The 24171-nt window shown below is 69.5% G+C and carries 23 protein-coding genes and 1 pseudogene; 11 read left to right on the top strand and 13 right to left on the bottom strand.

The annotated features are described in order from the left end of the window. Positions 1–346, bottom strand: a 346-nt coding sequence (locus QH276_RS00950) for a LysR family transcriptional regulator (protein ID WP_280406557.1), incomplete at its 3' end; no start/stop codon positions are given. A gap of 75 nt (positions 347–421) precedes the next feature. Between QH276_RS00950 and QH276_RS00945 the strand changes: the two genes are divergently transcribed. The 3 genes from QH276_RS00945 to QH276_RS00935 all read left to right on the top strand — a co-directional run bounded on the left by QH276_RS00945 (position 422) and on the right by QH276_RS00935 (position 3405). Continuing rightward, entirely contained in the window at positions 422–1321 is a 900-nt protein-coding gene (locus QH276_RS00945; protein WP_280396965.1) for an NAD(P)H-binding protein, read from the top strand. Between the two features lie 145 nt (positions 1322–1466). Next, complete coding sequence (locus QH276_RS00940; protein WP_280396966.1) at positions 1467–3002, top strand: FAD-binding protein; 1536 nt, start codon at positions 1467–1469, stop codon at positions 3000–3002. Positions 3003–3033: 31 nt separating this feature from the next. Further along, positions 3034–3405, top strand: coding sequence for a nuclear transport factor 2 family protein (locus QH276_RS00935; RefSeq protein ID WP_280396967.1), 372 nt, complete (start codon positions 3034–3036; stop codon positions 3403–3405). A 312-nt stretch (positions 3406–3717) separates the two neighbouring features. On the opposite strand, the gene QH276_RS00930 is transcribed toward QH276_RS00935, so the two are convergent. After that, on the bottom strand, positions 3718–4545 hold the full coding sequence (locus tag QH276_RS00930) for a mycofactocin-coupled SDR family oxidoreductase (protein WP_280400247.1): 828 nt from the start codon (positions 4543–4545) through the stop codon (positions 3718–3720). Position 4546: 1 nt separating this feature from the next. After that, positions 4547–5344, bottom strand: coding sequence for a mycofactocin-coupled SDR family oxidoreductase (locus QH276_RS00925; RefSeq protein WP_280400248.1), 798 nt, complete (start codon positions 5342–5344; stop codon positions 4547–4549). 186 nt (positions 5345–5530) lie between these two features. Between QH276_RS00925 and QH276_RS00920 the strand changes: the two genes are divergently transcribed. Beyond that, the gene (locus QH276_RS00920; protein WP_280406556.1) at positions 5531–6205 is read left to right on the top strand and encodes a hypothetical protein; all 675 of its coding nucleotides are present in this window, start codon (positions 5531–5533) and stop codon (positions 6203–6205) included. Between the two features lie 85 nt (positions 6206–6290). Here the strand turns inward: QH276_RS00920 and QH276_RS00915 are convergent, their stop codons facing one another. After that, positions 6291–6710: a DUF302 domain-containing protein gene (locus QH276_RS00915; RefSeq protein ID WP_280400250.1), complete on the bottom strand. Its 420-nt coding sequence runs from the start codon at positions 6708–6710 to the stop codon at positions 6291–6293. Between the two features lie 257 nt (positions 6711–6967). Between QH276_RS00915 and QH276_RS00910 the strand changes: the two genes are divergently transcribed. Then, a complete protein-coding gene (locus QH276_RS00910; protein ID WP_280400251.1) occupies positions 6968–8506 on the top strand; it encodes a hypothetical protein in 1539 nt (512 codons plus the stop codon). A 100-nt stretch (positions 8507–8606) separates the two neighbouring features. On the opposite strand, the gene QH276_RS00905 is transcribed toward QH276_RS00910, so the two are convergent. After that, positions 8607–8984 (bottom strand): nuclear transport factor 2 family protein, encoded by a 378-nt coding sequence (locus QH276_RS00905; RefSeq protein ID WP_280400252.1) that lies wholly within the window; start codon positions 8982–8984, stop codon positions 8607–8609. 147 nt (positions 8985–9131) lie between these two features. Between QH276_RS00905 and QH276_RS00900 the strand changes: the two genes are divergently transcribed. Continuing rightward, positions 9132–10253, top strand: a complete 1122-nt coding sequence (locus QH276_RS00900; RefSeq protein ID WP_280406555.1) for a PucR family transcriptional regulator — start codon at positions 9132–9134, stop codon at positions 10251–10253. A 44-nt stretch (positions 10254–10297) separates the two neighbouring features. On the opposite strand, the gene QH276_RS00895 is transcribed toward QH276_RS00900, so the two are convergent. Continuing rightward, positions 10298–11212: a LysR family transcriptional regulator gene (locus QH276_RS00895; RefSeq protein WP_432278734.1), complete on the bottom strand. Its 915-nt coding sequence runs from the start codon at positions 11210–11212 to the stop codon at positions 10298–10300. Positions 11213–11352: 140 nt separating this feature from the next. On the opposite strand from QH276_RS00895, the gene QH276_RS00890 reads away from it, so the two are divergent. Then, complete coding sequence (locus QH276_RS00890; RefSeq protein ID WP_280402053.1) at positions 11353–12750, top strand: MFS transporter; 1398 nt, start codon at positions 11353–11355, stop codon at positions 12748–12750. After that, on the top strand, positions 12747–13493 hold the full coding sequence (locus tag QH276_RS00885) for a 3-hydroxybutyrate dehydrogenase (protein ID WP_280406554.1): 747 nt from the start codon (positions 12747–12749) through the stop codon (positions 13491–13493). The genes QH276_RS00890 and QH276_RS00885 overlap by 4 nt, the downstream gene beginning before the upstream one ends. Positions 13494–13523: 30 nt before the next feature. Here QH276_RS00885 and QH276_RS00880 read toward each other — a convergent pair whose 3' ends face one another. Together QH276_RS00880 and QH276_RS00875 are read right to left on the bottom strand one after the other, a co-directional pair. Continuing rightward, on the bottom strand, positions 13524–14276 hold the full coding sequence (locus QH276_RS00880; protein WP_280398459.1) for an isocitrate lyase/PEP mutase family protein: 753 nt from the start codon (positions 14274–14276) through the stop codon (positions 13524–13526). Positions 14277–14340: 64 nt separating this feature from the next. After that, positions 14341–15174, bottom strand: a complete 834-nt coding sequence (locus QH276_RS00875) for a peptidoglycan recognition protein family protein (RefSeq protein ID WP_280398458.1) — start codon at positions 15172–15174, stop codon at positions 14341–14343. Between the two features lie 212 nt (positions 15175–15386). On the opposite strand from QH276_RS00875, the gene QH276_RS00870 reads away from it, so the two are divergent. Further along, positions 15387–15659 (top strand): helix-turn-helix domain-containing protein, encoded by a 273-nt coding sequence (locus QH276_RS00870; RefSeq protein ID WP_280398457.1) that lies wholly within the window; start codon positions 15387–15389, stop codon positions 15657–15659. Here the strand turns inward: QH276_RS00870 and QH276_RS00865 are convergent. Then, a complete protein-coding gene (locus QH276_RS00865) occupies positions 15621–15812 on the bottom strand; it encodes a hypothetical protein (protein WP_280398456.1) in 192 nt (63 codons plus the stop codon). The genes QH276_RS00870 and QH276_RS00865 overlap by 39 nt on opposite strands. 181 nt (positions 15813–15993) lie before the next feature. Here QH276_RS00865 and QH276_RS00860 point away from each other — a divergent pair, with 181 nt between their 5' ends. Then, entirely contained in the window at positions 15994–17634 is a 1641-nt protein-coding gene (locus QH276_RS00860; protein WP_280398455.1) for an ABC-F family ATP-binding cassette domain-containing protein, read from the top strand. Here QH276_RS00860 and QH276_RS00855 read toward each other — a convergent pair. Then, positions 17621–18658, bottom strand: a complete 1038-nt coding sequence (locus tag QH276_RS00855) for an NAD-dependent epimerase/dehydratase family protein (protein WP_280398454.1) — start codon at positions 18656–18658, stop codon at positions 17621–17623. The genes QH276_RS00860 and QH276_RS00855 overlap by 14 nt on opposite strands. Beyond that, positions 18655–19260, bottom strand: coding sequence for a TetR/AcrR family transcriptional regulator (locus QH276_RS00850; RefSeq protein WP_280398453.1), 606 nt, complete (start codon positions 19258–19260; stop codon positions 18655–18657). Before QH276_RS00850 ends, QH276_RS00855 begins: the two co-directional genes overlap by 4 nt. Positions 19261–19443: 183 nt before the next feature. Here QH276_RS00850 and QH276_RS00845 point away from each other — a divergent pair, with 183 nt between their 5' ends. Continuing rightward, positions 19444–21699, top strand: coding sequence for an MMPL family transporter (locus tag QH276_RS00845; protein ID WP_280398452.1), 2256 nt, complete (start codon positions 19444–19446; stop codon positions 21697–21699). A gap of 108 nt (positions 21700–21807) precedes the next feature. Here QH276_RS00845 and QH276_RS00840 read toward each other — a convergent pair. Together QH276_RS00840 and QH276_RS00835 are read right to left on the bottom strand one after the other, a co-directional pair. Continuing rightward, a pseudogene (locus QH276_RS00840) lies at positions 21808–22014 on the bottom strand (esterase-like activity of phytase family protein); the annotation flags it as partial. A gap of 161 nt (positions 22015–22175) precedes the next feature. After that, a partial coding sequence (locus QH276_RS00835; RefSeq protein ID WP_280406553.1) for an MMPL family transporter occupies positions 22176–24171 on the bottom strand: 1996 nt, incomplete at its 5' end.

Genomic DNA, 24171 nt, shown 5'->3' with positions numbered 1-24171 from the left:
GTGGGCAGCGCCGCCTGGTTAGGGTTTGCGGACCCCGTGCGCGTAGGGACCCCCCCCATACCCCACCCGGGCCCGCCGGGGCCCGGGGGTGGGGGTTTTCCCCGCCCTCCCGCCCCCCCCCAACGGCCGCCAGAATGCTTCTGGCCTCGGTGTAGAGCTGTTCGCCCGCGGGGGTCAGTTCCACCCGGCGTGTGGTCCGGACGAGCAGATCGCAGCGCAGCTCCTGTTCGAAGGCCCGGATCTGGCGGCTCAAGACCGGCTGGGCGATATAGAGCGCCTGCGCCGCTCTGCCGAAATGCCGGTGTTCGGCCACCGCGGCGAAATAGCGGAGTTTACGCAGGTCCAGATCCATACCCTGAGGGTATCAATGCCGGGGAAAGGGTATTGGACCGCGCGAGCGACCGGCGCCGAGACTCGAAGCATGATCGTCCTCACCGCACCCACCGGCCAGATCGGTGGCCACCTGCTGAATATGCTCCTCGACGACGCCGGCCGTGGTACCGAGGAGGCGCTGCGCGTCATCGTGCGCGATCCCGCGAAACTTCCCGTCGAAGTCCGGGACCGGGTCGAGATCGTCACGGGCTCGCACAGCGACCCCGAGGTCGTGGACCGGGCGTTCGCCGGCGCGGAGGCCGTGTTCTGGCTGGTTCCCCCCGCCGCGGGCGCACCGAGCCTCGAAACCGCGTACTCCGGATTCACCCGCGCGGCCTGCACAGCGTTCGTCACCCACGGAATCGGACATGTCGTGGGGGTGTCGGCGCTGGGCCGCGGCACACCCTTCGCGCACAGTGCGGGTCTCGTCACGGCGTCGCTGGCCATGGACGACCTCATCGCGAGCACGGGGGTGGCCTACCGGGCGCTGGCCAACGCGACCTTCATGGACAACCTGCTGCGGCAGATCGAATCGATCCGGGACGACGGCGCCTTCACCTTCACTCTCACTGCGCACCGCCGTTCACCGCTGGTCGCCACCCGGGATATCGCCGCGGCCGCCGCCGGTCTCCTGCGGGACCGCTCGTGGACCGGCAACGGCGACGTCGCGCTGCTCGGCCCGGAAGACCTGTCGCCCGACGAGATGGCCCGCATCATGTCCGAGGTACTCGGCCGCCCGATCCGGTACGAGCGGCAATCGCTCGACGATTTCCGTGCCGCCCTCGCCGCACACGGAACCGGGGACGCGTTCGTCACCGGCTACGTCGAGATGATGCGCGCCAAGGACGAGGGCCTCGACGACGGCGTCCCGCGTACGGAACTCACCACCACCCCGACCACCTTCCGCGAATGGTGCGAGCAGGTCCTCGCACCGGCTGTCCGGGCGTAGTGCCCCGATGCGCGGGCCGGGTGGGCGTCACCGCCGACCCGGCCCGCCCGCCTCCCGGTCACCGGGAGCGTCGCTCGCCGTCGGCGGGTGCCGGATCTACCGTCGGCCTCGGCACGAGCCGACAGCGCGAGGAGGCGGTGGAGCAGTGGTGGACTTCGACGATGAAGTGGATGTGCTGGTAGCGGGTTCGGGTGGCGGTCTCGCCGGCGCCTACACCGCGGCCCGCGAGGGGCTGTCGGTCGCGGTGGTGGAGGCGACGGACAAATTCGGCGGCACCACCGCGTATTCGGGCGGTGGTGGGGTGTGGTTCCCGTGCAACCCGGTTCTGGAGCGGGCCGGTACCGACGACACCCTCGGCGACGCACTCACCTATTTCCGCGCCGTCGTCGGTGATCGCACACCGCGCGCACTGCAGGAAACCTATGTGCGCCGGGGTCGCGAACTCATCGAATACCTGGAAGCCGACGACCGTTTCGAGTTCCAGATGTATCCGTGGCCGGACTATTTCGGCGCGGCGCCGAAGGCACGGCTGGACGGGCAACGCCATATCGTTCCCGTCCCGCTGCCCGCAGCCGAACTGGGCGAGCTGCGTGAGCAGCTGCGCGGACCGCTCGACACCGACCGGCTGGGCGCCGAGCCGCCGGAGCTGTTGATCGGCGGGCAGGCGCTGATCGGTCGGTTCCTGCGCGCGCTGGCCGCATATCCTGGTGTGCGCTTGCATCGGAACGCGGCCCTGGTGGAGCTCGTGGTCGAAGACGGTGCGGTCGTGGGTGCGGTGATCGAACGTCCCACCGGCACCACGACGATCCGGGCCCGGCGCGGCGTGCTCCTGGCGGCGGGCGGTTTCGAGGGCAACGAGGAACTACGCAGCCGCTACGGCGTACCCGGTAGCGCGCGCGACACCATGGGCCCGCCCGGAAACCTCGGCCGCGCCCACGAGGCCGGGATCGCGGCCGGCGCCGCTACCGATCTGATGGATCAGGCCTGGTGGTCGCCCGGGCTGATCCACCCCGACGGTCGGGCGGCGTTCGCCCTGTGGTTCACCGGCGGGATCTTCGTCGACCAGGACGGCCGGCGGTTCGTCAACGAATCCGCCCCCTACGACCGGCTCGGACGGGCCGCCATCGACCGGTTGCGCACCGGGGAACTCACACTCCCCTATTGGATGATCTACGACGACCGCGAAGGTCCCACCCCTCCGGTGCACGCCACCAATGTCTCGCTGGTCGAGACCGAGAAGTACGTGGCGGCCGGACTGTGGCACACCGCCGATACCCTCGAGGAACTGGCCGCGGCGCTCGGGGTACCCGCGGCGAACCTGGTGGCCACCGTGGACCGGTTCAACACGATGGTCGCGGCCGGCGCCGATACCGATTTCGGCCGCGGCGACGAGGCCTACGACCGTGCCTTCTCCCAGGGCGAATCGCCCCTGGTGCCGATCGACCGGCCGCCCTTCCACGCGGCGGCCTTCGGCCTGTCCGACCTGGGCACCAAGGGCGGTCTCCGGACCGATACCGGCGCCCGGGTCCTCGGCCAGGACGGCACCCCGATTCCGGGCCTCTACGCCGCGGGCAACACCATGGCCGCGGTGAGCGGCACCGTCTACCCCGGCGGCGGCAACCCGATCGGCGCCTCGATGCTGTTCAGCCATCTCGCCGTCCGCGACATGCTCGGCCGCTGACCGTCTCCCGACCAGAACAGGAAACACTCCCATGCCGGAACCCGACCGGATCCACGCGGCCGTGCGCCGCTACCTCGATACCGTCGCCACCGGGACCGCGGCCGAGATCGCCGCTCTCTACCACGAAGACGCCACGCTGGAGGACCCCGCCGGATCCACCCCGCACACCGGCCGCGCCGCGATCGAGAAATTCTACAGCGCCCTCGAATCGGCCCGGCGCAGCACCGAATTGCGCAGCGTACGGGTGAGCGGGAACAGCGCCGCGTTCCTCTTCGTGGTGCGCACCGAAACGGCCGACGGCACGGTCACGGTGGAACCCATCGACGTCATGACCTTCGACGAGGACGCGCGCATCACCACTATGCGCGCGTACTGGTCGGCCGCGGATATCAGCGCCGGCTGAGTCCCGTATCAGCAGACAAGCGATAGCCGCATCTGCGCAGCACTGGGACGACGAGGTGGAGTTCCTGGAGAGTACCGGCCCGCATTTGGGTTCCAGTGGTTCACCGGCTATTGCGACTACCACCCCGAGGCGCCGGGCGGCCGGTCCATCGAACCGCTGCCGGTGGATCTGAAGAAGCTGGGTGCCGACAGCCTCTTTCGCTCGCTCTCTCCGGCCCCGACGGCCGCGCGGAGAAAGCCGGCTCCCGCTTTCCGTCACTCCGCACTGCGACCGAGGCGCGGTCGCCCGAACTTCGGCGACCGCGCCTTGCCGCTAGCGCTGAGTGCTACCGGCATCGACCGGTAGCGTCACCGCGGTGATGTAGCGGGCCTCCTCGGAAGCCAGGAACAAGGTGGCATTCGCGATATCGACCGGCTCGACCCACGGAATCGGCAGCATATTCATCGTTCTCGCGGCCTCCGCGAATTCCTCGCGGGTCGGGTGGTCGCGATCCGGCCGGAACGATTTACGGACCATATCGTTCTGGATCATCGGGGTGTCCACATTGGTCGGATGCACCGAGTTCACCCGCACTCCGTGGGGCGCGAGTTCTTGTGCCAGGGAACGCATCAGCCCGACCACGCCGTGTTTGGCGGCGGTGTAGTGCGCCACCCCGACCAACCCGCGCAGTCCCGCGATCGAACTGGTGAGGATCATCGCACCGCTGCCTTGCGCGATGAGGTGCGGGGCCGCCGCTTTACAGGTCTGCCATACACCGGTCAGGTTGACGTCCAGCATGGTCCGCCACTGCTCTTCGGACAGCTGCAGTCCCGGTGCGCTGGAGGTGATCCCGGCGGTGGCGCACACGATATCTAGGCCGCCGAGTTCGTTCACCGCCGCATCCGTGGCGGCCCGCAGCGCCGCCCCGTCACGGACGTCGACCGCGGCGGTAACGATTCGCGCCCCCGCCTGCTCGACCACACGCGCCGTCTCCGCGAGGTCGGCCGGGGTGGCCGGCGGGATGATCACCGTCTCCACCGGCCCGCAGATATCGAGGGCGACGATATCGGCGCCCTCCTGGGCCAGCCGCAGCGCCTGCGCCCGGCCGATTCCCCGCGCCGCCCCGGTGACCAGCGCGACCTTGCCCGAAACCCGTCCCATCTCACACCTTCTGAGTAAGTCCGGCGTCCACGACGAGTTCGGTTCCGGTGATGTACCGGGACTCGTCGGACGCGAGGAACAACACGGCATTGCTGATATCCACCGGTTCCACCCACGGCACCGGCAGGATCGTGCGCTGCGCCAGCACCCGCGCGGCGTCCTCCCGGGTGGGGTTCGGCAGCTCCGGGCACAATTTCGCGTACACGTCGTCGTTGAGGATCATCGGTGTCGCGACCGATCCCGGATGGACGGTGTTGACCCGGATACCCCGCGGCCCCAGCTCGTTGGCCAGGGTGCGGGCAAGTCCGACCACCGCGTGCTTGCTCGCCGCGTAGTGGGCGGCCGAGGCGCCGCCCTTCACGCCGTTGGTGGAACCGACGATCACGATCGAGGCGCCCGCCCCGAGATGCGCGCCGGCGGCCCGGACGGTATGCCACGCCCCGGTCAGGTTGATATCGAGGGCCCGCTGCCACGCGTGGTCGGACAGCTCCCAGGCCGGCGCGAGATCGGCGTAGACACCGGCATTGGCGACGACGATATCGAGGCGGCCGAGTCGCGCCACGCCGGTGTTCACCGCTTCCTCCAGACCGAGGGGGTCGCGCACATCGGCGAAGCCGGTATGACACCGGCGACCGCTGCGCCGCACCTCCTCGGCCACCGCGGCCAATCCGGCCGCGTTCCCGGCGAGATCCAGGGCGACGATATCGGCGCCCTCCTCGGCCAGCCTCCGGCAGTGCGTCCGGCCCATGCCGCCGGCCGCACCCGTCACCACCGCCACTCGATCCCTCAGGCGCGTCATCGCGCACCTCCGCTGTTCACCGCAATCATGCGCGCGACGCTAAGTTCGGCACGGGCACCGTGAACCGGGTTCTCCCGGTGACCGGGCGGCCGGAGATACCGCTCCCGGTCAGCGGAATCGGGGCTGCGGCAGCCGAGTGCGGCCGGTTCGGCACAGCAGAACTAGAACACGTGCTACTTTTCCGCCATGACGAAGCTGATCGTCGCCCTGCACGGCGCCGGACTCGGCGACCGGCTCCGCGCACCGGCGCTCCGGAAGACGCTGGCCGCCGGCGGCGCGAGCGCAGTGCAGGTACACCTCGACGACGCCGACGTGGCCGCCGCGATGATGCGTTTCGGCCCCGGCACGCAGATCACCGCACTGGCCTCGGTGTGGACCGAGGGTGACGTCGCCGCGGCCGTTGCCGCGGTGGCCGAAACCGCCGGTGATCCCGTACCCCATGCCTATCGCGTCCGCGAGCACGTCCGGCTCGACCCCGTGCCGGTGCCGGACGGCGTCCGCAGCGACGCGCTGGTGAACATCGCGCTCCTGCGCCGGCCCGCGTCGCTGTCCCGGGCCGACTACCTGCGGTACTGGCATGTCGAGCACACGCCGATCGCCATCCGCACCCAGAACACCACCGGCTACGTCCAGAACACGGTCGAGGAGGTACTCACACCGTCCGCACCGGAGGTCGCGGCCATTGTCGAGGAACACTTCCCGATGGGCGCGATGACCGATCCGCACCTGTTCTACGGCAGTCGCGGCGACCAGGCCGAACTCGACCGCCGGATCACCGAACTGCTCGCCAGCGTCGCCCGGTTCGGTGCCGACAAGGATCTCGATCTGGTACCCACGAGCCGCTACCACTGGAACCTCTGACGTAGCGGTCCGGGCGTCCGGCCCGCACACCGCCGGATTACGGCACCATCGAGGCCACCCGAGTGGCACCCCTGGAGCCGGGCGGTCAGGAGTCGCCGCCCCGCAGGGCATCGATGGCGGCCCGCAGCCGCGTCGCGGCTTCCCCGGCGACGGATTCCAGCGCCGGTTCACCGGTGACCTGGACCATGACGTCCGGGTTCATCGCTTCGACGCGTATCGCACCGGCGTCGTCCGGGTCGCGGCGCACCACGACATTGCAGGGCAGCAGGATCCCGATCTGCCGGTCGATCTCGACGGCCCGATGTGCCAACGGCGGGTTGCAGGCCCCGAGGATGAGATAGTCCTCCATCTCGTAGCCGAGTTTCGCGCGCAGGGTGGCGGTCATATCGATCTCGGTGAGTACGCCGAACCCCTGATCGGCCAGCGCCGCACGGGTGCGCCGCACGGCCTCGTCGAAGCCGGTGGCCAGCGTGGTGGACAGCGCCGGTGCGGTGGTACCGGACATGATCTGCTCCTCTGCTCGGTGGATGCGGAGGACCCGGCGCGGATATCGTCTCCGGCGGGCCCGCCCGGACCTGCCGGAAACGGGACCGGGCACGCGCCGGCCACGCTGAGCAGCGGGCCGGTGCCGACGAGCGTTCTCAGAATACGCCGCGCGCCCGGCGGGCCACGGCCACGCTCCGGGACACCCGGGCGTGCGTTTACCGGCACAATGATGGTGCCCGAAAACCCGTACTGCTCCGGAGCATTCGAATGTCGCGTGTGAACCTTTGGTGGTCGAGTGACGCCACGTACATCAGGGCCATCAACGAAATCGACGAAGAACTCGGCGCGGAGCGGACGGCACGCAGCGACCTGGCTTACCTCGTGGCCACCGAACAGGCCGAGCTCCGAAACGATATTGCCGGGGTCGGCTCCCGGGTCGATGCGATCACAGACCGGATCGGCGCGGTCCTGGAATGGACCGAGCTGCGCTTTCAGCAGCTGGAATACGACGAGTACCGGGCGCGCACCGAAATCCGTAAGGGCTTTCGCGCTCTCGCCCAGGACCGGCCCGTCCCGCTGCCCGTGGTCGACGACGTTCCCGGCTACTGGATGCCACCGGCCGCGCGGGCGGCCATGCCGCTCATCCGGCGCGAGCACCGGCCCGGCGGCGGCGACCCGTTCGCGGACCCGGAGTCCGGGCTCGTCGCGGCGCACGAACGCGACGACCTGCGCACCGAGTTGTTCGCCCTGGCCGTGGGCCTGTGCTTCGACCTGCCCGCGTACACCGCAGCGGCCGTGCCCCGGCTGTTGCGCCGGCCGGTCGGCCTCGGCCACACCGAGGAAGGCCGGGTCGCGGCGGGCTGGCGCGCACTGTGGGAGCACACGGCTCGCGGCGCCTTCGGCCCCGCCGCTGCCGCGGAGCTGGCCGGCCGTCTCGCGGCGTCCTTCGACCCCGCCACCCTCGACGCCGGCGAATTCGCGGCCTGGGACCGGGCGATCGATACGTTCGCAGCCGCTTCGACCAAGGCCGAAGCCGTCACCGCCCTGCACACCCACCTCATGGCCGAGGCCGAAGCAACCGCAACCTTCACCGCGCAGGACCACCCGTACTGGCGAGATCTCCTTCAGGAACTGGTCGAGGAGCCGAGCCCCGGCGAGCGGCCACTGAGGGAGGCCATGGACGCGCTGCAGCTGCTGCCCGGCGGGCAGTTACGCCACTCGGCACCGAGCTGGGCCGCACCCGCCGGCACGGTCGCGGAACTGCTCCGCCACGATCTGTTCGATCCCGCCGCACCGGTGCCGCTGCGCCACCTCGCCCTCCGGATCGCGACCCCGCTGCTCCGGGCGCGTCTCACCGAACCCCCCACCGCGCCGGATCCGGTGGTCACCACCATCGAACGCCGCGGCGTGCCGATCGAGGTCACGAGTGCGGGATACGACAGCGGTCAACTCGCCGTCGTCGACCGCCGCATCATGGCGCACTACCTCGCCGATACGCCGTCGACCACCGCGAATGCCCTGGGAGCCGCCGCACTGGCGGGCCTCGCCGCCGTCGTGGCCGTCTTCGGCCCGCTGTTCGTGGCGGTGCTGTGTGCGCTCGGCGCCACGATTCCCCTGTGGAACTACTTCCGGGCCCGTGCGGCCGCCCGGGCCGCGGCGGTGCACCGGGACGAACAGCTGGCCGAGGTCCGCGCCGCACTCGACCGGGCCGGCGAGAGCGTCCGGGCCGAAGAGCACCGGCGTGCCGAGCAGCATCGAGCCGCCCGCGCCGCGTTCGCGCAGCTACTCACCGCGCTGCCCACCGCACAGGACTGACCCGGCGCGTGCAGGCGGCCGGTATGCGGTCGCGAATCACTCGACGGGTCGCGGAGTCACCAGGTGGACCCGGCAACCGCCGCGCGGATATCGGGCGACGTCACGCCAGCGCTGCCTGCATGGCGACGCCGTCGACGTAGGAATGTTTCTCCTTGACCGCACCGTCCTCGACCAGGACGAAGTCGGCGAGGTCGACGCAGACGTTCCGGCCGGTGGCCGAGGTGCCGGTCAGCTGCCACCGCACCACCCAGAAGTCCGCCCCGACGCGCAGCGAGAGCTGTTCGAAGGTCAGATCCGGAACCAGTGCGAAGGTGCCGGCGGCGGCTTCACGGATAGCGGCCCGGCCCCGCGCGGGTTCCTGGCCCGAATGCAGATGGAACAGGGAGTCGGCGGTGTGCAGTTGCACGATGCGGTCGGGGTCGCGGGCGGCCCAGCACGCGTGGTAACGCTCGAACAGTTCACGAATTGTGTTGGTCACGACGGCAACTCCGATCGATTCGATGCCCTGGGACAGTGGTGACGAGGACAAGTATCGAGCGGGTCCGCCGCGATGACGATGGGCGTAGGCCCCCACTTCGGGCGGCTCCGTTGTGCACCCGCACTGCCCGCACTAGGTTGAGCGATAGTGAGCCAGGACACACAATTCGAGACCTCGCGCCTGCTGCGCGCGCTCCGGGCCGATGCGGCCGTGATCGCCGAACGGGTGACCGCCCGGATCGAGCAGGACGACACCGACTACGACACCGTCGCACTCGGTCATGACGAGCTGCTCGCGCTGGTGGCCGACAGCTGTGCGGCGTGGCTGGACGCGCTCGCCGAACTGCCATACCCGCGCGAACCCGCGCATCGCGCCGGGCGGCTCAAGGCCGAGCGCGGTATCCCACTGGAAAGTCTGCTGCATGCCTTCCGGGTCGCGGGATTGGTGTTCTGGGAGATCATCGTCGAATACGCCGGGCACGACGACCGGGGCGCACTTCCGCGGTTGTCCACGCTGGTGTGGGCCACCGTCGACGACTACTCGGTGGCGGCCGGCGAGGCCTACCGGCGTGTGGCCGCCACCGGCGCCGCCCCGCCCGATCAGGCGTTACTGCGCGCACTGCTCGATCCCGGCCTCGGGCCGGGGCAGCGCCGGGACCTCGTCCGCAAGATGCGGCTGCCGACCCGGGCTACCGCGGTCCTGCTGGTCGGCGACGTTCGTCCCGCCACGACCGGCGTCACCACCGTCTCCGCGGCGGTCGGCGACGACCGGGTCACCCTGGTCGTCGCCGGTTCCGCGGCCGCACTCGATCGAGCGCTACGGTCCGTGCGGGCACGCGCCGGCGCGAGCCGGCCGTTCACCGATTTCGCGGCCGCACCCACCGCGCTCGACCAGGCGCGGCTCGCGTGGCGCTGCGCGCGGCCGGGCGACACCGGGGTCCACACCTATGCGTCCGCGCCGGAGCGTGCCCTGATCGCCGCGAACCCCACCCTGGCCGCGGATGTCTTCGCGGAGGTGCTCGCCGCGTTCGACCGGCTCGAACCCGGGGATGCCGAACTCCTCGCACAGACCGCGCTGGCCTGGTTCGAGTTCGGCGGCTCCACCGCCGCGGTGGGTGAACACCTGCATCTGCACCGCAATACCGTCCTGCACCGGCTCAAACGGATCGAACGGCTGACCGGAAAGCTGTTCGCCGTACCCGCCGACGCGGCGCTGCTCTATATGGCCCTGCACACCCGCATGCTGCGTATCCCCGAGGACCGGCCGTGACCATCCGCGGGCCCGCCGGCGCGGCGGCCGGTACCGCGGCGCGCTCATATCCGGCCGAGCAGGCTCTCCCGCTGATCGTCGATCACGGTGCCGAGCGCGGCGACCACCGCGGCGACCTCCGGCCGGCGCAGGGTTTCGGCCCGGGCGACCAGCCAGTACCCCAGGGTCACCGCCACCGAATCCGCCAGGACACGTACCAGGTCGGGGTGGCGATCGGCCATGAAGCAGGGCAGCAGTCCCAGGCCCGCCGCGGCGCGGGTCGCCTCGACGTGCACGAAAACATTGGTGGATGTGACGGATTCGCGCATGGCCGGGACGAAGCCGGAGGCCAGGTCGAGATCGTCGACCTGAAGCATGGAATCGATGAAATACACCAGCGGATGCCGGGCCAGATCGTCGATGGCGGCCGGGGCGGGGTGGTCGCGCAGGTAACCGCGCGAAGCGTAGAGGCCCAGCCGGTAGTCGGCCAGATGGGTCGCTGTGGCGCGGCGCACCTGCGGTTCACCGACGACGATCTCGAGGTCGAGGCCGGACCGCTGGCGGGAGGCCCGCCTGGTGGTGGCCACTATCTCGACCGAGATATCCGGATGCTGCCGGCGGACCCGCGCGGCGGCGGGCGCGGCGATATAGGCACTGAAACCGTCGGTGGCCGACATCCGGACCACACCTTCGAGCGTCCGGTTGCCGTCCGCGCCGGCCGCGAGTGATTTCACCGCCGATTCCACTGCCTCCGCCGCGGCCAGGGCCTCCTTGCCGAGTTCGGTCAGTTCCCAGCCGCCGGTCACCCGGGTGAGCACCCGGCCCCCGAGGGTCTGCTCCAGGGCGGTGATCCGGCGCGAGATGGTGGTGTGGTTGATCCCCAGTTCGTCCGCCGCGGTGACGAACCGGCCGGACCGGCCGACCGCCAGCAGGACGAGAAGGTCGTCCGCGCTGGGGCGGCCCGACAACGCGGCGCTCATATCTGCATTTTTGCACAGGGCTCCTGCACAAATGGTCATTGCGGCGCCATCCCTCTGCACCAATACTCGGTTCAGCCGAACAATGTGGGGGCCGTCACATCAGCGACGATATGCGGTCCCGGGCACGAAGGAGAAGTGCGATGAGGGAGCACAGCGCCGGGTCCGTCCCGGCCGCACCGGCGGGCGCCGATTCCGGCGCCGCGTCCGGACTGCGGCGGGTGGTGGCCGCGTCGATGGCGGGCACGGTGGTCGAGTGGTACGAGTTCTTCCTCTACGGCACGGCCGCCACGCTGGTGTTCAGCAAGGTGTTCTTCGCCGAGGGCACCAGCGATCTGGACGCCATCCTGGCCGCTTTCGTCACCTACGCGGTCGGTTTCGCCGCCCGCCCGCTGGGTGGTGTGGTCTTCGGGCACTACGGCGACAAATACGGCCGCAAGAAACTGCTGCAGTTCAGTCTCGTCCTCGTCGGCAGTGCGACCTTCCTGATGGGCTGTCTGCCGACCTTCGACCAGATCGGCTACTGGGCCCCGGCCATGCTGGTCGCCCTGCGCTTCATCCAAGGGTTCGCGGTGGGCGGCGAATGGGGTGGTGCGGTACTGCTGGTCGCCGAGCACAGTCCCGCCCGCAGCCGGGGTTTCTGGGCCAGCTGGCCGCAGGCGGGCGTACCGGCGGGCAACCTGCTGGCCACGGTGGTGCTGCTGGTGCTGACCACCACGCTGTCCGACGACGCGTTCCTGAGCTGGGGCTGGCGGGTCGCGTTCTGGTTGTCGGCGGTGGTGGTGCTGGTCGGGTACTACATCCGCACGAAGATCACCGATGCGCCGATCTTCGTGGCGGCCCAGCAGGAGGCCGAGCAGATCAAGGCCGGGTCGCTGAGCGTGGTCGAGGTCCTGCGCCGCTACCCGCGCGGTGTCTTCACCGCCATGGGGCTGCGGTTCGGCGAGAACATCATGTACTACCTGGTGGTCACCTTCACCATCACGTATCTGAAGGTGGAGGTGCACGCCGACACCTCGGTGATCCTGTGGTGGCTGCTCGCGGCACACGCGGTGCATTTCGTGGTGATCCCGCTGGTGGGCCACCTGGCCGATCGCTTCGGCCGCCGCCCCGTCTACCTGGTCGGTGCGGTGACCGCCGGCACCTGGGGTTTCTTCGCCTTCCCGATGATGGACAGCGGTAACAACCTGATCATCGTGTCGGCCATCATCATCGGGCTGGTCTTCCACGCCTTCATGTACGCCGGGCAGCCCGCGATCATGGCCGAGATGTTCCCCACCCGGATGCGCTATTCCGGTGTGTCCCTGGGCTATCAGGTGACGTCGATCGTGGCCGGATCATTGGCACCGATCATCGCCGTCCGGTTGCTCGACACCTACGGTTCCGCGGTGCCGATCGCCTGGTATCTGGCGGGCGCGGCGGCAGTGAGCGCGATCGCGGTCCTCGCCGCCCGCGAGACGAAGGGGCTGGACCTGGAGCACGTCGACCGCGCCGACGCCGAGAACGTGCTACCGAAGGCCACGGAAGTGCCTGCGCGATGAAGGAATTGGCGGGCCGTCACGCGCTGGTCACCGGCGGCGCGAGCGGGATCGGCGCGGCCTGCGCCCGAGCGCTCGCGGCGCGCGGCGCCACGGTGACGGTGGCCGATATCGATGCGGCCGGCGCCCGGGCGGTGGCCGCGGAGCTCGGCGGCACGGCATGGACCGTGGATCTGCTCGATGTCGCGGCACTCGAAGATCTGGAACTCGATATCGACATCCTGGTCAACAATGCCGGTGTGCAGCATATCAGTCCGATCCAGGAGTTCTCACCCCAGCGGTTCCGCGAGTTGCTCGCCCTGATGGTAGAGGCACCGTTCCTGCTGGTGCGGGCCGTGCTACCGCAGATGTACCGGCAGGGCTGGGGACGGATCATCAATATCTCGTCGGTGCACGGCCTGCGCGCTTCCCCGTACAAGGCCGCCTACGTCACGGCCAAGCACGGGCTGGAGGGATTGTCGAAGGTGACCGCGCTCGAGGGCGGCCCGCACGGGGTGACCAGCAACTGCGTGAATCCCGGCTATGTGCGGACCCCCTTGGTGGACAAGCAGATCGCCGATCAGGCGGCGGCGCACGGCGTCGCGGAACAGGAAGTGCTGGAAAAGATCCTGCTCACCGAGAGCGCGATCAAACGGCTCGTCGAGCCGGCGGAGGTCGCGGCGCTGGTGAGCTGGCTGGCGTCGCCGCAGGCCGGGATGGTCACGGGCGCCGCCTACACCATGGACGGCGGGTGGAGCGCGCGATGAGGGCGCGCTCCACCCGGCCGGGCGTCCGGATCAGCGCCAGCGTTTCAGCAGCTCGGTGGCCGTACCGGTCAGCGCCCGCTGCAGGAACGGGCCGAAACTGACCCGCGCGACGCCCGCTTCGGCGAGTACGCCCGGGTCCCCTTCTTCCGGGAAGGCCACGGCATTCACCGGGAGCGGCAGTTCGTCGCACAGGCGACGCAGCGTGCCCGGATCGTGGAATCCCACCGGGTACAGCACATCGGCGCCGGCGTCGGCGGCCAGTCGCAACCGGGCCACGGCGCGCTCGATACGGTCGGCGTCGGCACCGATCCCGCGCAGGAACAGATCGGTGCGCGCGTTCACCACCAGGTGCACCCCGGCGGCGTCGGCGGCCCGGCGTAGTGCGCCGACGAAATCGGCGTGCTCCTGCGCTTCGCGCAACCGCCCGCCCTCGCTGTGCACGGTGTCCTCGATATTGAGGCCGACCACCCCCGCCTCGAGCAGCCCGTCCACCAGTTGTTCCGGCTCCAGTCCGTACCCGGATTCGATATCCAGCGACACCGGGATCTGCACCGCGGCGGTGATCTCGCGGACCCGGCCCAGCGCCTCCGCGAACGACATACCTTCGCCGTCGGATCTACCCAGCGAATCGGCGAGCGGATGGCTGCCCACCGTCACGCCCGCGAAACCGGCCTGCTCGACCAGCCGCGCCGTCCAGGCGTCCCATACCGTCGGCAGGATCACCGGATCACCGGGCCGATGGAGTTCCAGGAATGTGGCGGCCTTCTCGGACAGTGCTGTCATGGCAGGGACCCATTTCTCGGGAGGCGGAAATCCGGCCCGGCCAGAATACTGCGGCGGGGATGGGTCAATCGGGCCGCGGTGCGGGCATAGTCACCCGATCGCTGCGGTGCGCGGCCGGATCACGGAACCCGGGGATATCCAACGCCGCGCCGATGGCGCCCAGCGCCTCCGCGGTGGTCCGGCCGCCCAGGAAATCCCAGCCGGGAAAATCGGCGCCGCGGGCGGTTCCGGATCCGGAGAGCTGGTCCAGGGTCAGGCCGGCATGTTTGTCGAGGTAGTGCAGGAGGGTTCGGACCGTGACCTGCTGCCCGTGATAGTTGGTGATCTTTTCTTCGAGAAACGCCATGCCGGCGCCCCTTCCGTCGAGATGTGCCTGCACGGCCCGGCGGAAGGCGTCCATATCGATGCCCGCCGGGTCGATCTTTCCTTCACTGGAGTACTCGCGGTGCCCGACGCAGTCGCCCGCGCCACGACCGATACGCCGCAGGATGGCGGCGCAGCCGCGTTCGTAGGCGTTCAGCTGGGCCGCGGTCCAATCCCACGGCGGTGTGCCGCGGGAGACGGCTTCGATACCGATGGTGTGGTAGTTCGCGTTGTCCGTGGGCCAGCCGGGCCAGCTGCCGCGTCCCGCGTGCCAGCAGACCCCGACGGCGATCACCCGGTAGCTGCCGTCCTTCTCGAGCACCAATTGTGCGAGCGGGCCGGGGAGTCCCGGACGGCCGTCCTGGACCACCCGCCAGTCGTTCGGTCCGCCACCGGCCGTGTGATGGCAGAGCACGCCGCGGATATCGAGGAAATCGCCGTGCCCGCGTTGGCGCCAGCCCTCGTGTTCGATAACGCGCAGACCTTCGGCGCGGAGCACCTCGGCCAGCCATACCGGATCTCCGGTCCAGCTCATCGGATCTCCTTTCCGCGGGCCCCTGCGACTGCGCCACCCCCGGCGCGAACTGCGATGATAGGCAACCGCTCTACCTCAGAGTAGTCCTAGTTCGGTCCCTTTTCAACCATATATAGTCCTTTATAGACCCTATAGAGTACCTTTGAGCCGTAGCCGACGGCCACCACGCCGAGGCAATCGGGCACTTGATCAGACCGGGCACGATCCCGAGAATGGTCGACATGGATGCGACGCCCGCGGAGCCGGACGAACAGGCGCGGCTGGACGCGGCGCTGGGCGCGGAAGTACGGGCCACGCGGGCACGCCGCGGCTGGAGCCAGGAGGCACTGGCCGAGAAAACCGGCTACAACAAGAAAACCATCGCCCGGCTCGAACGCGGCGAACGCGCTATGACCATCGCGCAGATGTACCGGATATGCCGCGCCTTCGAGATCCGGCCCAGCGATCTACTCGGCGCCGCGGAGAAGGAAATCGGTATCCAGTAGCAGTGCCGGGTCGGCACCGCGCCGGCGCTGTTCGGCGACGAACGACGATACGGTCGTGGTGGTGCGATCACAGCCCAGGTCGTCCGCCGGCTCGGCGGCGGGGCGGTCCGGCGCTTCGTTGCCCATGAGCGTTTCCCGTTCTGGCCGATCCACGCTTACTTGCTACCCACCCGGATACCGGGCTCTGCTCACCGGATCCTGCTGCCGAGTGTAATTATTTTCCGGCCTCCCGAACAGTCGGCAACCCACCGATCCGGCGGTGCGGCAACCGATCCGTATCCGCCGACCCGGGCCGCATCACGGCGTTTGCGCAGTTGACGGCAGAATATGGCGGGTGAGCGCAACATTGCAGGCCAGCGGACTCGCGGCCGGACACGCCGAACGCACCCTGTTCGCCGACCTCGATTTCACCCTCGCGCCCGGCGATGTGATCGGACTGGTCGGCGTCAACGGCGCCGGTAAGTCGACCCTGTTGCGGATGCTCGCCGACGGTGCCGCGGGCGAAGGCCGGATCACCCTGAGCCCACCCGACGCCACCGTCGGCTATCTGGCCCAGGAACCCGAACGGCGTGCCGGCGAGACCGTGTTCGAATTCCTCGCTCGCCGAACCGGCGTCGCGCACGCCCAGCAGGTGATGGACGCGGCGGCCGAACGCCTCGGTGCGGGCGGCGCGGACGACTACTCCCCCGCGCTCGAACGCTGGCTCGCCCTCGGCGGCGCCGATCTCGACCAACGCGCCGAGGAGGTCGCGGCCGATCTCGGTCTGCTCAGCGGTCTGGCCGGGGGCCTGCAGACGCCGATGACCGGCCTGTCCGGTGGCCAGGCCGCCCGCGCCGGCCTGGCGTCGGTACTGTTGTCGCGCTTCGATATCCTGCTGCTCGACGAACCCGCCAACGATCTCGATCTCGACGGCCTCGAACGCCTCGAACGCTTCGTCGGCGGTATCCGGGTGCCGCTGATGGTCATCAGTCACGACCGCGAGTTCCTCGCTCGCACCGTCACCGGCGTCCTCGAACTCGACCTCGCCCAGCAGCAGATCGGCTTCTACGACGGTGGATACGACGCCTATCTGACCGAGCGGGAGATCGCGCGGCGGCACGCGCGTGAGGTCTACGACGAATTCGCCGGTACCTTGGCGGCGTTGGAAGCCCGCGCGCTCAAACAACGCAACTGGATGGAAGCGGGTGTGCGTAATGCCCGCCGCAAGGCGAAGAACGATTCCGACAAGATCGGCCGCAAGACCCGGGCCGAGACCACCGAGAAACAAGCGGCCAAAGCCCGGCAGACGCAACGCCGCATCGAACGCCTCGAGGTGGTGGAGGAACCCCGCAAGGAGTGGGAGCTGCGGATGCAGATCGCGGCGGCCCCGCGCAGCGGTTCGGTGGTCGCGACGGCGAACGATGCCACGGTCACCCGCGGTGAGTTCACGCTGGGACCGATCACCACCCAGATCGATTGGGCCGACCGGATCGTCTTGACCGGCGCGAACGGTTCCGGAAAGTCCACTCTGCTCGCATTGTTACTCGGCAAACTGGCCCCCGATACCGGTACGGCCGGACTCGGTTCCGGGGTACAGCTCGGTGAAGTGGATCAGGCGCGCGGACTGTTCCGCGGCGCCGCCACCCTCGCCACCGCATTCGGCGCGGCCGTAGCGGACCGGCCCGAAGCCGAGGTGCGCACCCTGCTCGCCAAATTCGGTCTCCGCGGCCCCCACGTGAACCGCGCCTGCGACACCCTGTCGCCGGGCGAACGCACCCGGGCCGCGCTGGCGCTGCTCCAGGCCCGCGGGGTGAATCTGCTGGTCCTCGACGAACCGACCAACCATCTCGACCTGCCCGCCATCGAACAGCTCGAACAGGCCGTCGAGTCGTTCACCGGCACACTGATTCTGGTCACCCACGACCGCCGCATGCTGGATTCCGTCCGCGCGACCCGCCGCTGGCGGATGACGGCCGGGAAACTCACCGAGGAGTAGTGCGCCCGGTGCCGCGACGCCGCCGAGTCGTGAAGAAGAGGGCGGCGTCGCGGATCGCGTCCTCGATCGGCCCGGGCCGCCAGCCGAGTTCGCGTTCGGCCTTCGAGTGATCGAGCGGGGTCATGATATGCATCAATCGCATCGTCACCCGGGTCACGCGGATATCGCGTCGGGTTGTCCACGCGTAGAGTTCGCCCAGGGCGCCGGCCACCGGCAGTAGTGCGCGCGGTATCCCGTATTTCGGTGGGGCGGCGCCGGTTACGGACGCGGCAAGCTCCAGCAGTTCGCGGGTGGTGCGGTAGCCCGCGGAGACGATATAGCGCTCCCCGATCCGCCCGCGCTCACCCGCCAGCACGAGTGCCTGCGCCGCATCGCTGATCCCGACCACCTCCGCTCCCGCGCCCCGGACGTAGAACGGCATCTTCCCGCGCGCGGCCGCGGCGATGAAACCACCGTGCGGCGTGGGCAGATGGTCGCCGGCGCCGTAGGTGTTCGCGACGCACAGGGCCACGGCGGGCAGCCCGCGTTCCCGCGCGTACCGCAGAACGAGATCTTCCGCCTCGACGCGTGCCCGGACATAGGCGCCGCCGGCGCGGGTCCAGTTGTGCGGGCCGGACGATTCGTCGAGCACACGGGCCCCGATGGGCAAGGTCGCGACCGAACTGGTGAACACGAAACGCCGCAAATCCGCCTCGGCCGCTACATCCAGTACGGTTCGCAGGGCCTCCACATTGGTACGGAACAGCGGGCCGGGGTCGCGTAGCCAAGGCCGCGCATCGACGACGCAGTAGTACACGAGGTCGCAGCCCCGCATCGCGGACCGGAGCGATTCGGCGTCCTCGATACTTCCGGTGACCAGTTCGATGTCCAAGCCCTCGAGAGCCCGCAACGAACTCGTCTCGCGCACCATCGCCCGGACGCGCTCGCCCTGTCCGACCAGACGGCGGGTCACATGGGAGCCCAGGAACCCACTCGCTCCGATGACCAGTTTGCGGCGTACCGCACCGCTCGCGGTGTCCGTCATCGGGCTTCGGCCCGCAGGGCGGCCAGGGCGAGGCGGGCGTAGCGGCGCCAGACGTCGGGATCGCGGATTCCGAGATCGATCAGGGCGCGGGCCACGCCGGAGACCAGGATCTGGATATCCAGGCCGGTGGCGTCGTCACGGAGCGTTCGCTGCGCGCGGCCCAATGCCAGGATCTGTTCGAGATACCGGTCGAGGCGTTCGTCGCCGAACCCCTCCACACCGCTGAGGACTTCGATCATCAGCCGGTCCTCGGCCAAGCGGGCGAAAACCCGTTCCAGCAGTTCCTCAAGCGCGTGGTAGGCGTCGGTATCCGCGGCCTCCACCGCGGTGACGGCGAGCCGGTGGAACCATTCGATATGCATCTCCGCCAGCGCGCGCACGAGATCGGCTTTGGTCGGGTAGCTGCGGTAGACCGTCGCCTTGCCGACGCCGGCCCGCGCCGCGACCTGCGGGATGGTGGCCCCGAGCCCGTGCTCGGTGAAAATCTCGATCGCGGCGGCGAGTACCCGCTCGTGGTTCTGCCGGGCATCCGAGCGACGCCCCGCCCAGCGGGGGTCCTCGGCCGGCTCGGTCTCCGCCTTCGCGGAGGTCCTTCCGGTCATCATTCCTCCCGCACGAGATCCGCAGCGGCCCTTGGCGATCGGCGATGAGACCCACGTCTCATATCATCCTCCGGGTGAGTTGCTCCACATCCGCCTCCTCGAAGTGGACCCTCGAGTCCGCTTGCTCCTACCCTGGAGCATAACCGGACCACAGGGTCCACATAATCCGCTTGGAGGAAGCGTATGGCGTGGCAGTTGTTCCGGCTCGGCCGGTGGTCGTTCAACCATCGCAAAGTGGTCGCCACCTTCTGGGTAGTGTTGCTGGCCGTGTTGGCGGTCGGGGCGGCGACCCTGTCCGGCAAGACCAACGACAAGTTCGAATTGTCCGGTATCGAATCCACGCAGGCGTTCGAACTGATCGAACAGCGTAGCCCGCAGGCCTCCCCGGACGGCGCCACCGCGCGCGTCGTCTTCGAGGCGCCCGCGGGCCGGTCGCTCACCGAACCGTCGTACAACGCCGCCGTCGCCGCCGCGGTGCGCGGGCTCACCACCGACAACGTGCAGTCGGTGACAGACCCCTTCACCGGCGGGACCCTCTCCCCCGACGGCCGCGTCGGCTATGCCGCGGTGACCTACACCAAGACGTCGGCCGAACTCGCCGATACCGACCGCACCGCCCTCGAGCGCGCCGCGCACTCCGCCGAGGAATCGGGCCTGAACGTCGCCATCGGCGGTGACGCACTCACCGAGTTCGAGATGCCGCTCGCCGAGGTGGTCGGTATCGCGGTCGCGCTGGTGGTCCTGGCGATCACCTTCGGATCGCTGGTGGCCGCCGGAATGCCGCTGCTCACCGCGCTGGTCGGGGTCGGTATCGGGATGCTCGCCATCACCACGCTGACCGGGTTCGTCGAACTCGGCTCCACCACACCTGCACTGGGCACCATGCTCGGCCTCGCAGTGGGCATCGATTACGCCCTGTTCATCATGTCCCGCTACCAGAGCGAGGTCCGGGCGGGCCGTTCACTCGAGGAAGCGGCCGGGCGCGCGGTCGGTACCGCCGGCTCCGCGGTGGTGTTCGCCGGCGCGACCGTCGTCATCGCCCTCGTCGGCCTCGCGGTGTGCAATATCGGGTTCCTCACCCAGATGGGTCTCGCCGGTGCCTTCACCGTCGCGATCGCCGTCCTCATCTCGCTCACCCTGCTGCCCGCCATCCTCGGCTTCGCCGGCGACAAAGTGATGAAGGGGACGCCGCGCTATCTGCGCAACGCGTCCGGCGAAGCCACGCCGCGTACGCACGGCCGCCGCTGGGTCGAGGGTATCGCCCGGCGTAAATGGACGGCTCTGGCCGGTGGTATCGCGCTGGCGGTACTCGCCTCCGTACCGGTGGCGTCGATGCAGCTCGCCCTTCCCGACGACTCCAGCAAACCGGCCGGCAGCGACGCCCGCGTCGCCTACGACCTGATCGCCGACAACTTCGGGGCCGGCGCCAACGGCCCGCTCGTCGTGGTCGTCGATACCGCGAACGCCGCCGACCCCGCGGCGGCGGTGCAGAACGTCACCGGCGAATTGCAGGCCATGGCGGGCCGGGCGGGGTCGGATATCGCCACGGTCGTACCCGCCATCACCGCCGACACCCCGCAGGCCCGGCAGGCGTTCACCCAGCAGCTCGCGACCGTCGGCTTCGCCACCGTCACCGTCATCCCCGCCTCGGGGCCCTCGGACGAGGCCACCAAGGATCTCGTCGCCGAGTTGCGCACCGCCCTGGCCGATCTCCCGGCGGAGACCGGGGCCCGCGCCCTGGTCACCGGCCAGACCGCGGTGGGCGTCGATATCGCCGACGAACTGACCGCGGTCTTCCCGCTCTACCTCGCCGTGGTGGTGGGCCTGGCGATCTTCCTGCTCATCGCGGTGTTCCGCTCGGTCTGGGTACCGATCAAGGCCGCACTGGGCTTTCTGCTCTCGGTCGGTGTCTCGCTCGGCGCCACCGTGGCGGTCTTCCAATGGGGCTGGCTGAACGAACTCGTCGGCCTGGACACCACCAGCCCGGTGCTGTTCATCCTGCCGATCCTGCTCACCGGCATCCTCTTCGGTCTCGCCATGGATTACGAAGTCTTCCTGGTCACCCGGATGCGCGAGGCCTACGTCCACGGCACGCCCGCGCGCCGGGCCGTGCTCGACGGATTCGCCCACAGCGCCCGCGTGGTGGTGGCCGCGGCGATCATCATGATCGGTGTCTTCGCCGGGTTCGCGCTCGTCGACGATGTCATCCTGAAAACCGTCGGGTTCGCCCTCGCGGTGGGTGTGCTGGCCGACGCGTTCCTGGTCCGGATGCTCATCGTGCCCGCGTTCATGCTGATCGTGGGTGAGCGGATCTGGTGGATGCCGAAGTGGCTGGCGCCGCTGGTGCCCTCCTTCGATATCGAAGGCGAGGGGCTCGCCAGGCGGCTCGACACCGCGCAGGGCGATACCGCCGGGGAACCGGTCCTCGCCGGACGCTGAGTCACCGAGTCGCCGAGCAGACTCGTACGAAGCACACCGCCCCCGACCTCGGTTCGAGATCGGGGGCGGTTGCCGTACGGGCTTGCGAACGCGGTACCCCTGCGGGCCTCAGCCGCCGAGCGCGGCGGCGGGCCCGAGATCGAGGAATACCGTTTCGCCGTCGGCGTCATCGAGACCGTCGTTATCGGTGACCACATACAGGTTCCCGTTACCGCCGACGGTGACACCCTCCACCTTCTCCTGGACGAAGCCGCCGGTCGCCCGCAGATCCGGCAGCAGGTCGCGAACCAGCTTCTTCGGCAGCACCTCCGGCGCAGTACACCGGCGCTGAAGATCGTCGGTATGCCCGAGCTCGGCCAACGACAAGGTGCCCAGGCCTACGGGTTTCGCCGGATTCCGGATGTCGAGGAACCCGATCCGTTTCGCGGTGGCATCGGTGGATATCAGGGTGTTGCTTCACGTCCCGCACCGGTCGCCTACCGCCTGCCCGATTCCACCAACGGATTCTCGGATTTTTCGAGTGACAGCGCGAATCCGGTTGTGCCGTGGTGCGTGTCCTCGGTTTCGGGCTCGACGACCCGGCTGCCGGGCGGGTGGCGAGAAGGCCACCACGAGAGGTTTCCGACGATCTGCATGGTGGCGGGCACGAGGAGCATGCGCAGGATCGTGGCATCGACGACGAGCGCGGTCACCATGCCGACCGCGATGTACTGCATCATCACCAGATCGGAGAACACGAAGGCGCCGCATACCACCAGGAGGACGAGGGCGGCGGCGGTGATTATCCAGCCGGTGCGGGCGATACCGGCACGTACCGCCTCGGTGGTCGAAGCGCCCGCGGCGCGGGCTTCGACGATACGGGCCAGGAGAAATACCTGATAGTCGGTGGACAGACCGTAGATCACCGAAATGATCAGGACCAGGACCAGCGCCATGATCGGCTGCGGGGTGAACCCCAGCAGGTCCGCGCCGTGGCCCTGGACGAAGATCCAGGTGAGGACGCCGAGGGTGGCGCCCAGGCCCAGCAGGTTCAGCAGGCCCGCCTGGAGCGGCAGGATCACCGAGCGGAAGGCGAGAACCATGAGCGCGGTGGTGATCAGGAAGACCAGCGCGACCATGTACGGCATCCGGTTCAACAGCGCGTCCACGCTGTCGCGCTCCACCGCGGGCTGCCCGCCCACCAGGAGGGTGGCACCTTTCGGTAGCGGCATGGCGCGCAGATAGCCGAGGGTAGCGCCTGCGTCGTGGGCGTCCCGCACCACCGTCGAGGTGGTGAAGACGCCGAGCTGCCCGGGTGCCTGCAGGGCGGGCGGGAACGGCGCCTCGAGTCCGGGGGCCTCGTTCGCGCGGTCCACGATCTCGTCGATGGTACCGGTGTCCCGGGTGATCACCAGGAGATCGACGGGGTTTATCCGGCGGAGCGGGAACAGTTCGTCGAAATGCTGCTGGGCGGTGCGGGTCGGATGGTCCGGCGGCAGGAAACGTTCGGAGATACCGCCGAACGCCACCTCGTGCACCGGGGCGATGAGCAGCAGCAGGATCGCGGCCACCGGGACCGCGACGAGCACCGGGCGGCGCATCACCCGGCCGGCGATCCGGCCCCACGGATTGTCGCGCTGGTCGGTGTTCGCGCGGCGGGCATGGAACCGGTTGAAACCCAGGAGGTCGACCCGGCGGCCGAGCACCACGAGAACGGCCGGCAGGACGGTGACCGATACGGCCGCGGCCAGCGCGACCGTCACCATGGCACCGAGCGCGAACGACCGCAGGAACCCGTGCGGGAACACCAGGATCGCGCCGGCCGCCGCCACCACGATGGTCGCGGAGAACAGCACGGTGCGGCCCGCGGTGGCGACCGTGCGGCGTACCGCGTCCGGTGGGTCGTATCCCGCGGCGAGTTCCTCGCGGAACCGGCTCACGATGAACAGCCCGTAGTCGATGGCCAGGCCCAGCCCGATCATCGAAACCACCGGCGAGACGAACGAATTCACCTCCATCACATGGGTGAGCAGCCGCACGACCCCCCACGCGCCGAGCACGGTCAACCCGCCCACGATCAGGGGCAGCGCGGCGGCCACCGCGCCGCCGAACAGGAAGAACAGCAGAACCGCCACCACCGGGACCGCGATCAGTTCCATGCGCCGCTGGTCGTGGGCCATGGTGTCGTTGAGCGCGAGCGCGACCGGTTGCCCGCCGGCAACCTCCATATCGATACCCGGGATGGTGAGCCGGTCGGCGACCTTGCGGTAATTGGCCAGCACCGTGGTGTCGTCGTCGCCGCGGATGGCGACCGAGGCGAAGGCGTGGTCGCGGTGTTCGGTGCCGAAGATATCCGGCACCGCGAGTCCGGTCTCGGTGGGCCAGTACGCGCCGTTGATCTTCTCTATCTCCGCGGGGAAACGCTGCGGCAGGCTGTTCAGGTGGCCGACAACGGTTTCCGCGAAATCCGGGTCGTCGACCGTCGCACCCGCA

Origin of the sequence: Nocardia carnea, assembly GCF_029869215.1 — a bacterium.
Lineage (GTDB): Bacteria > Actinomycetota > Actinomycetes > Mycobacteriales > Mycobacteriaceae > Nocardia > Nocardia carnea_B.
Note: the sequence above shows the minus strand (reverse complement) of the source record. Positions and strands in the feature narration are given on the sequence as shown.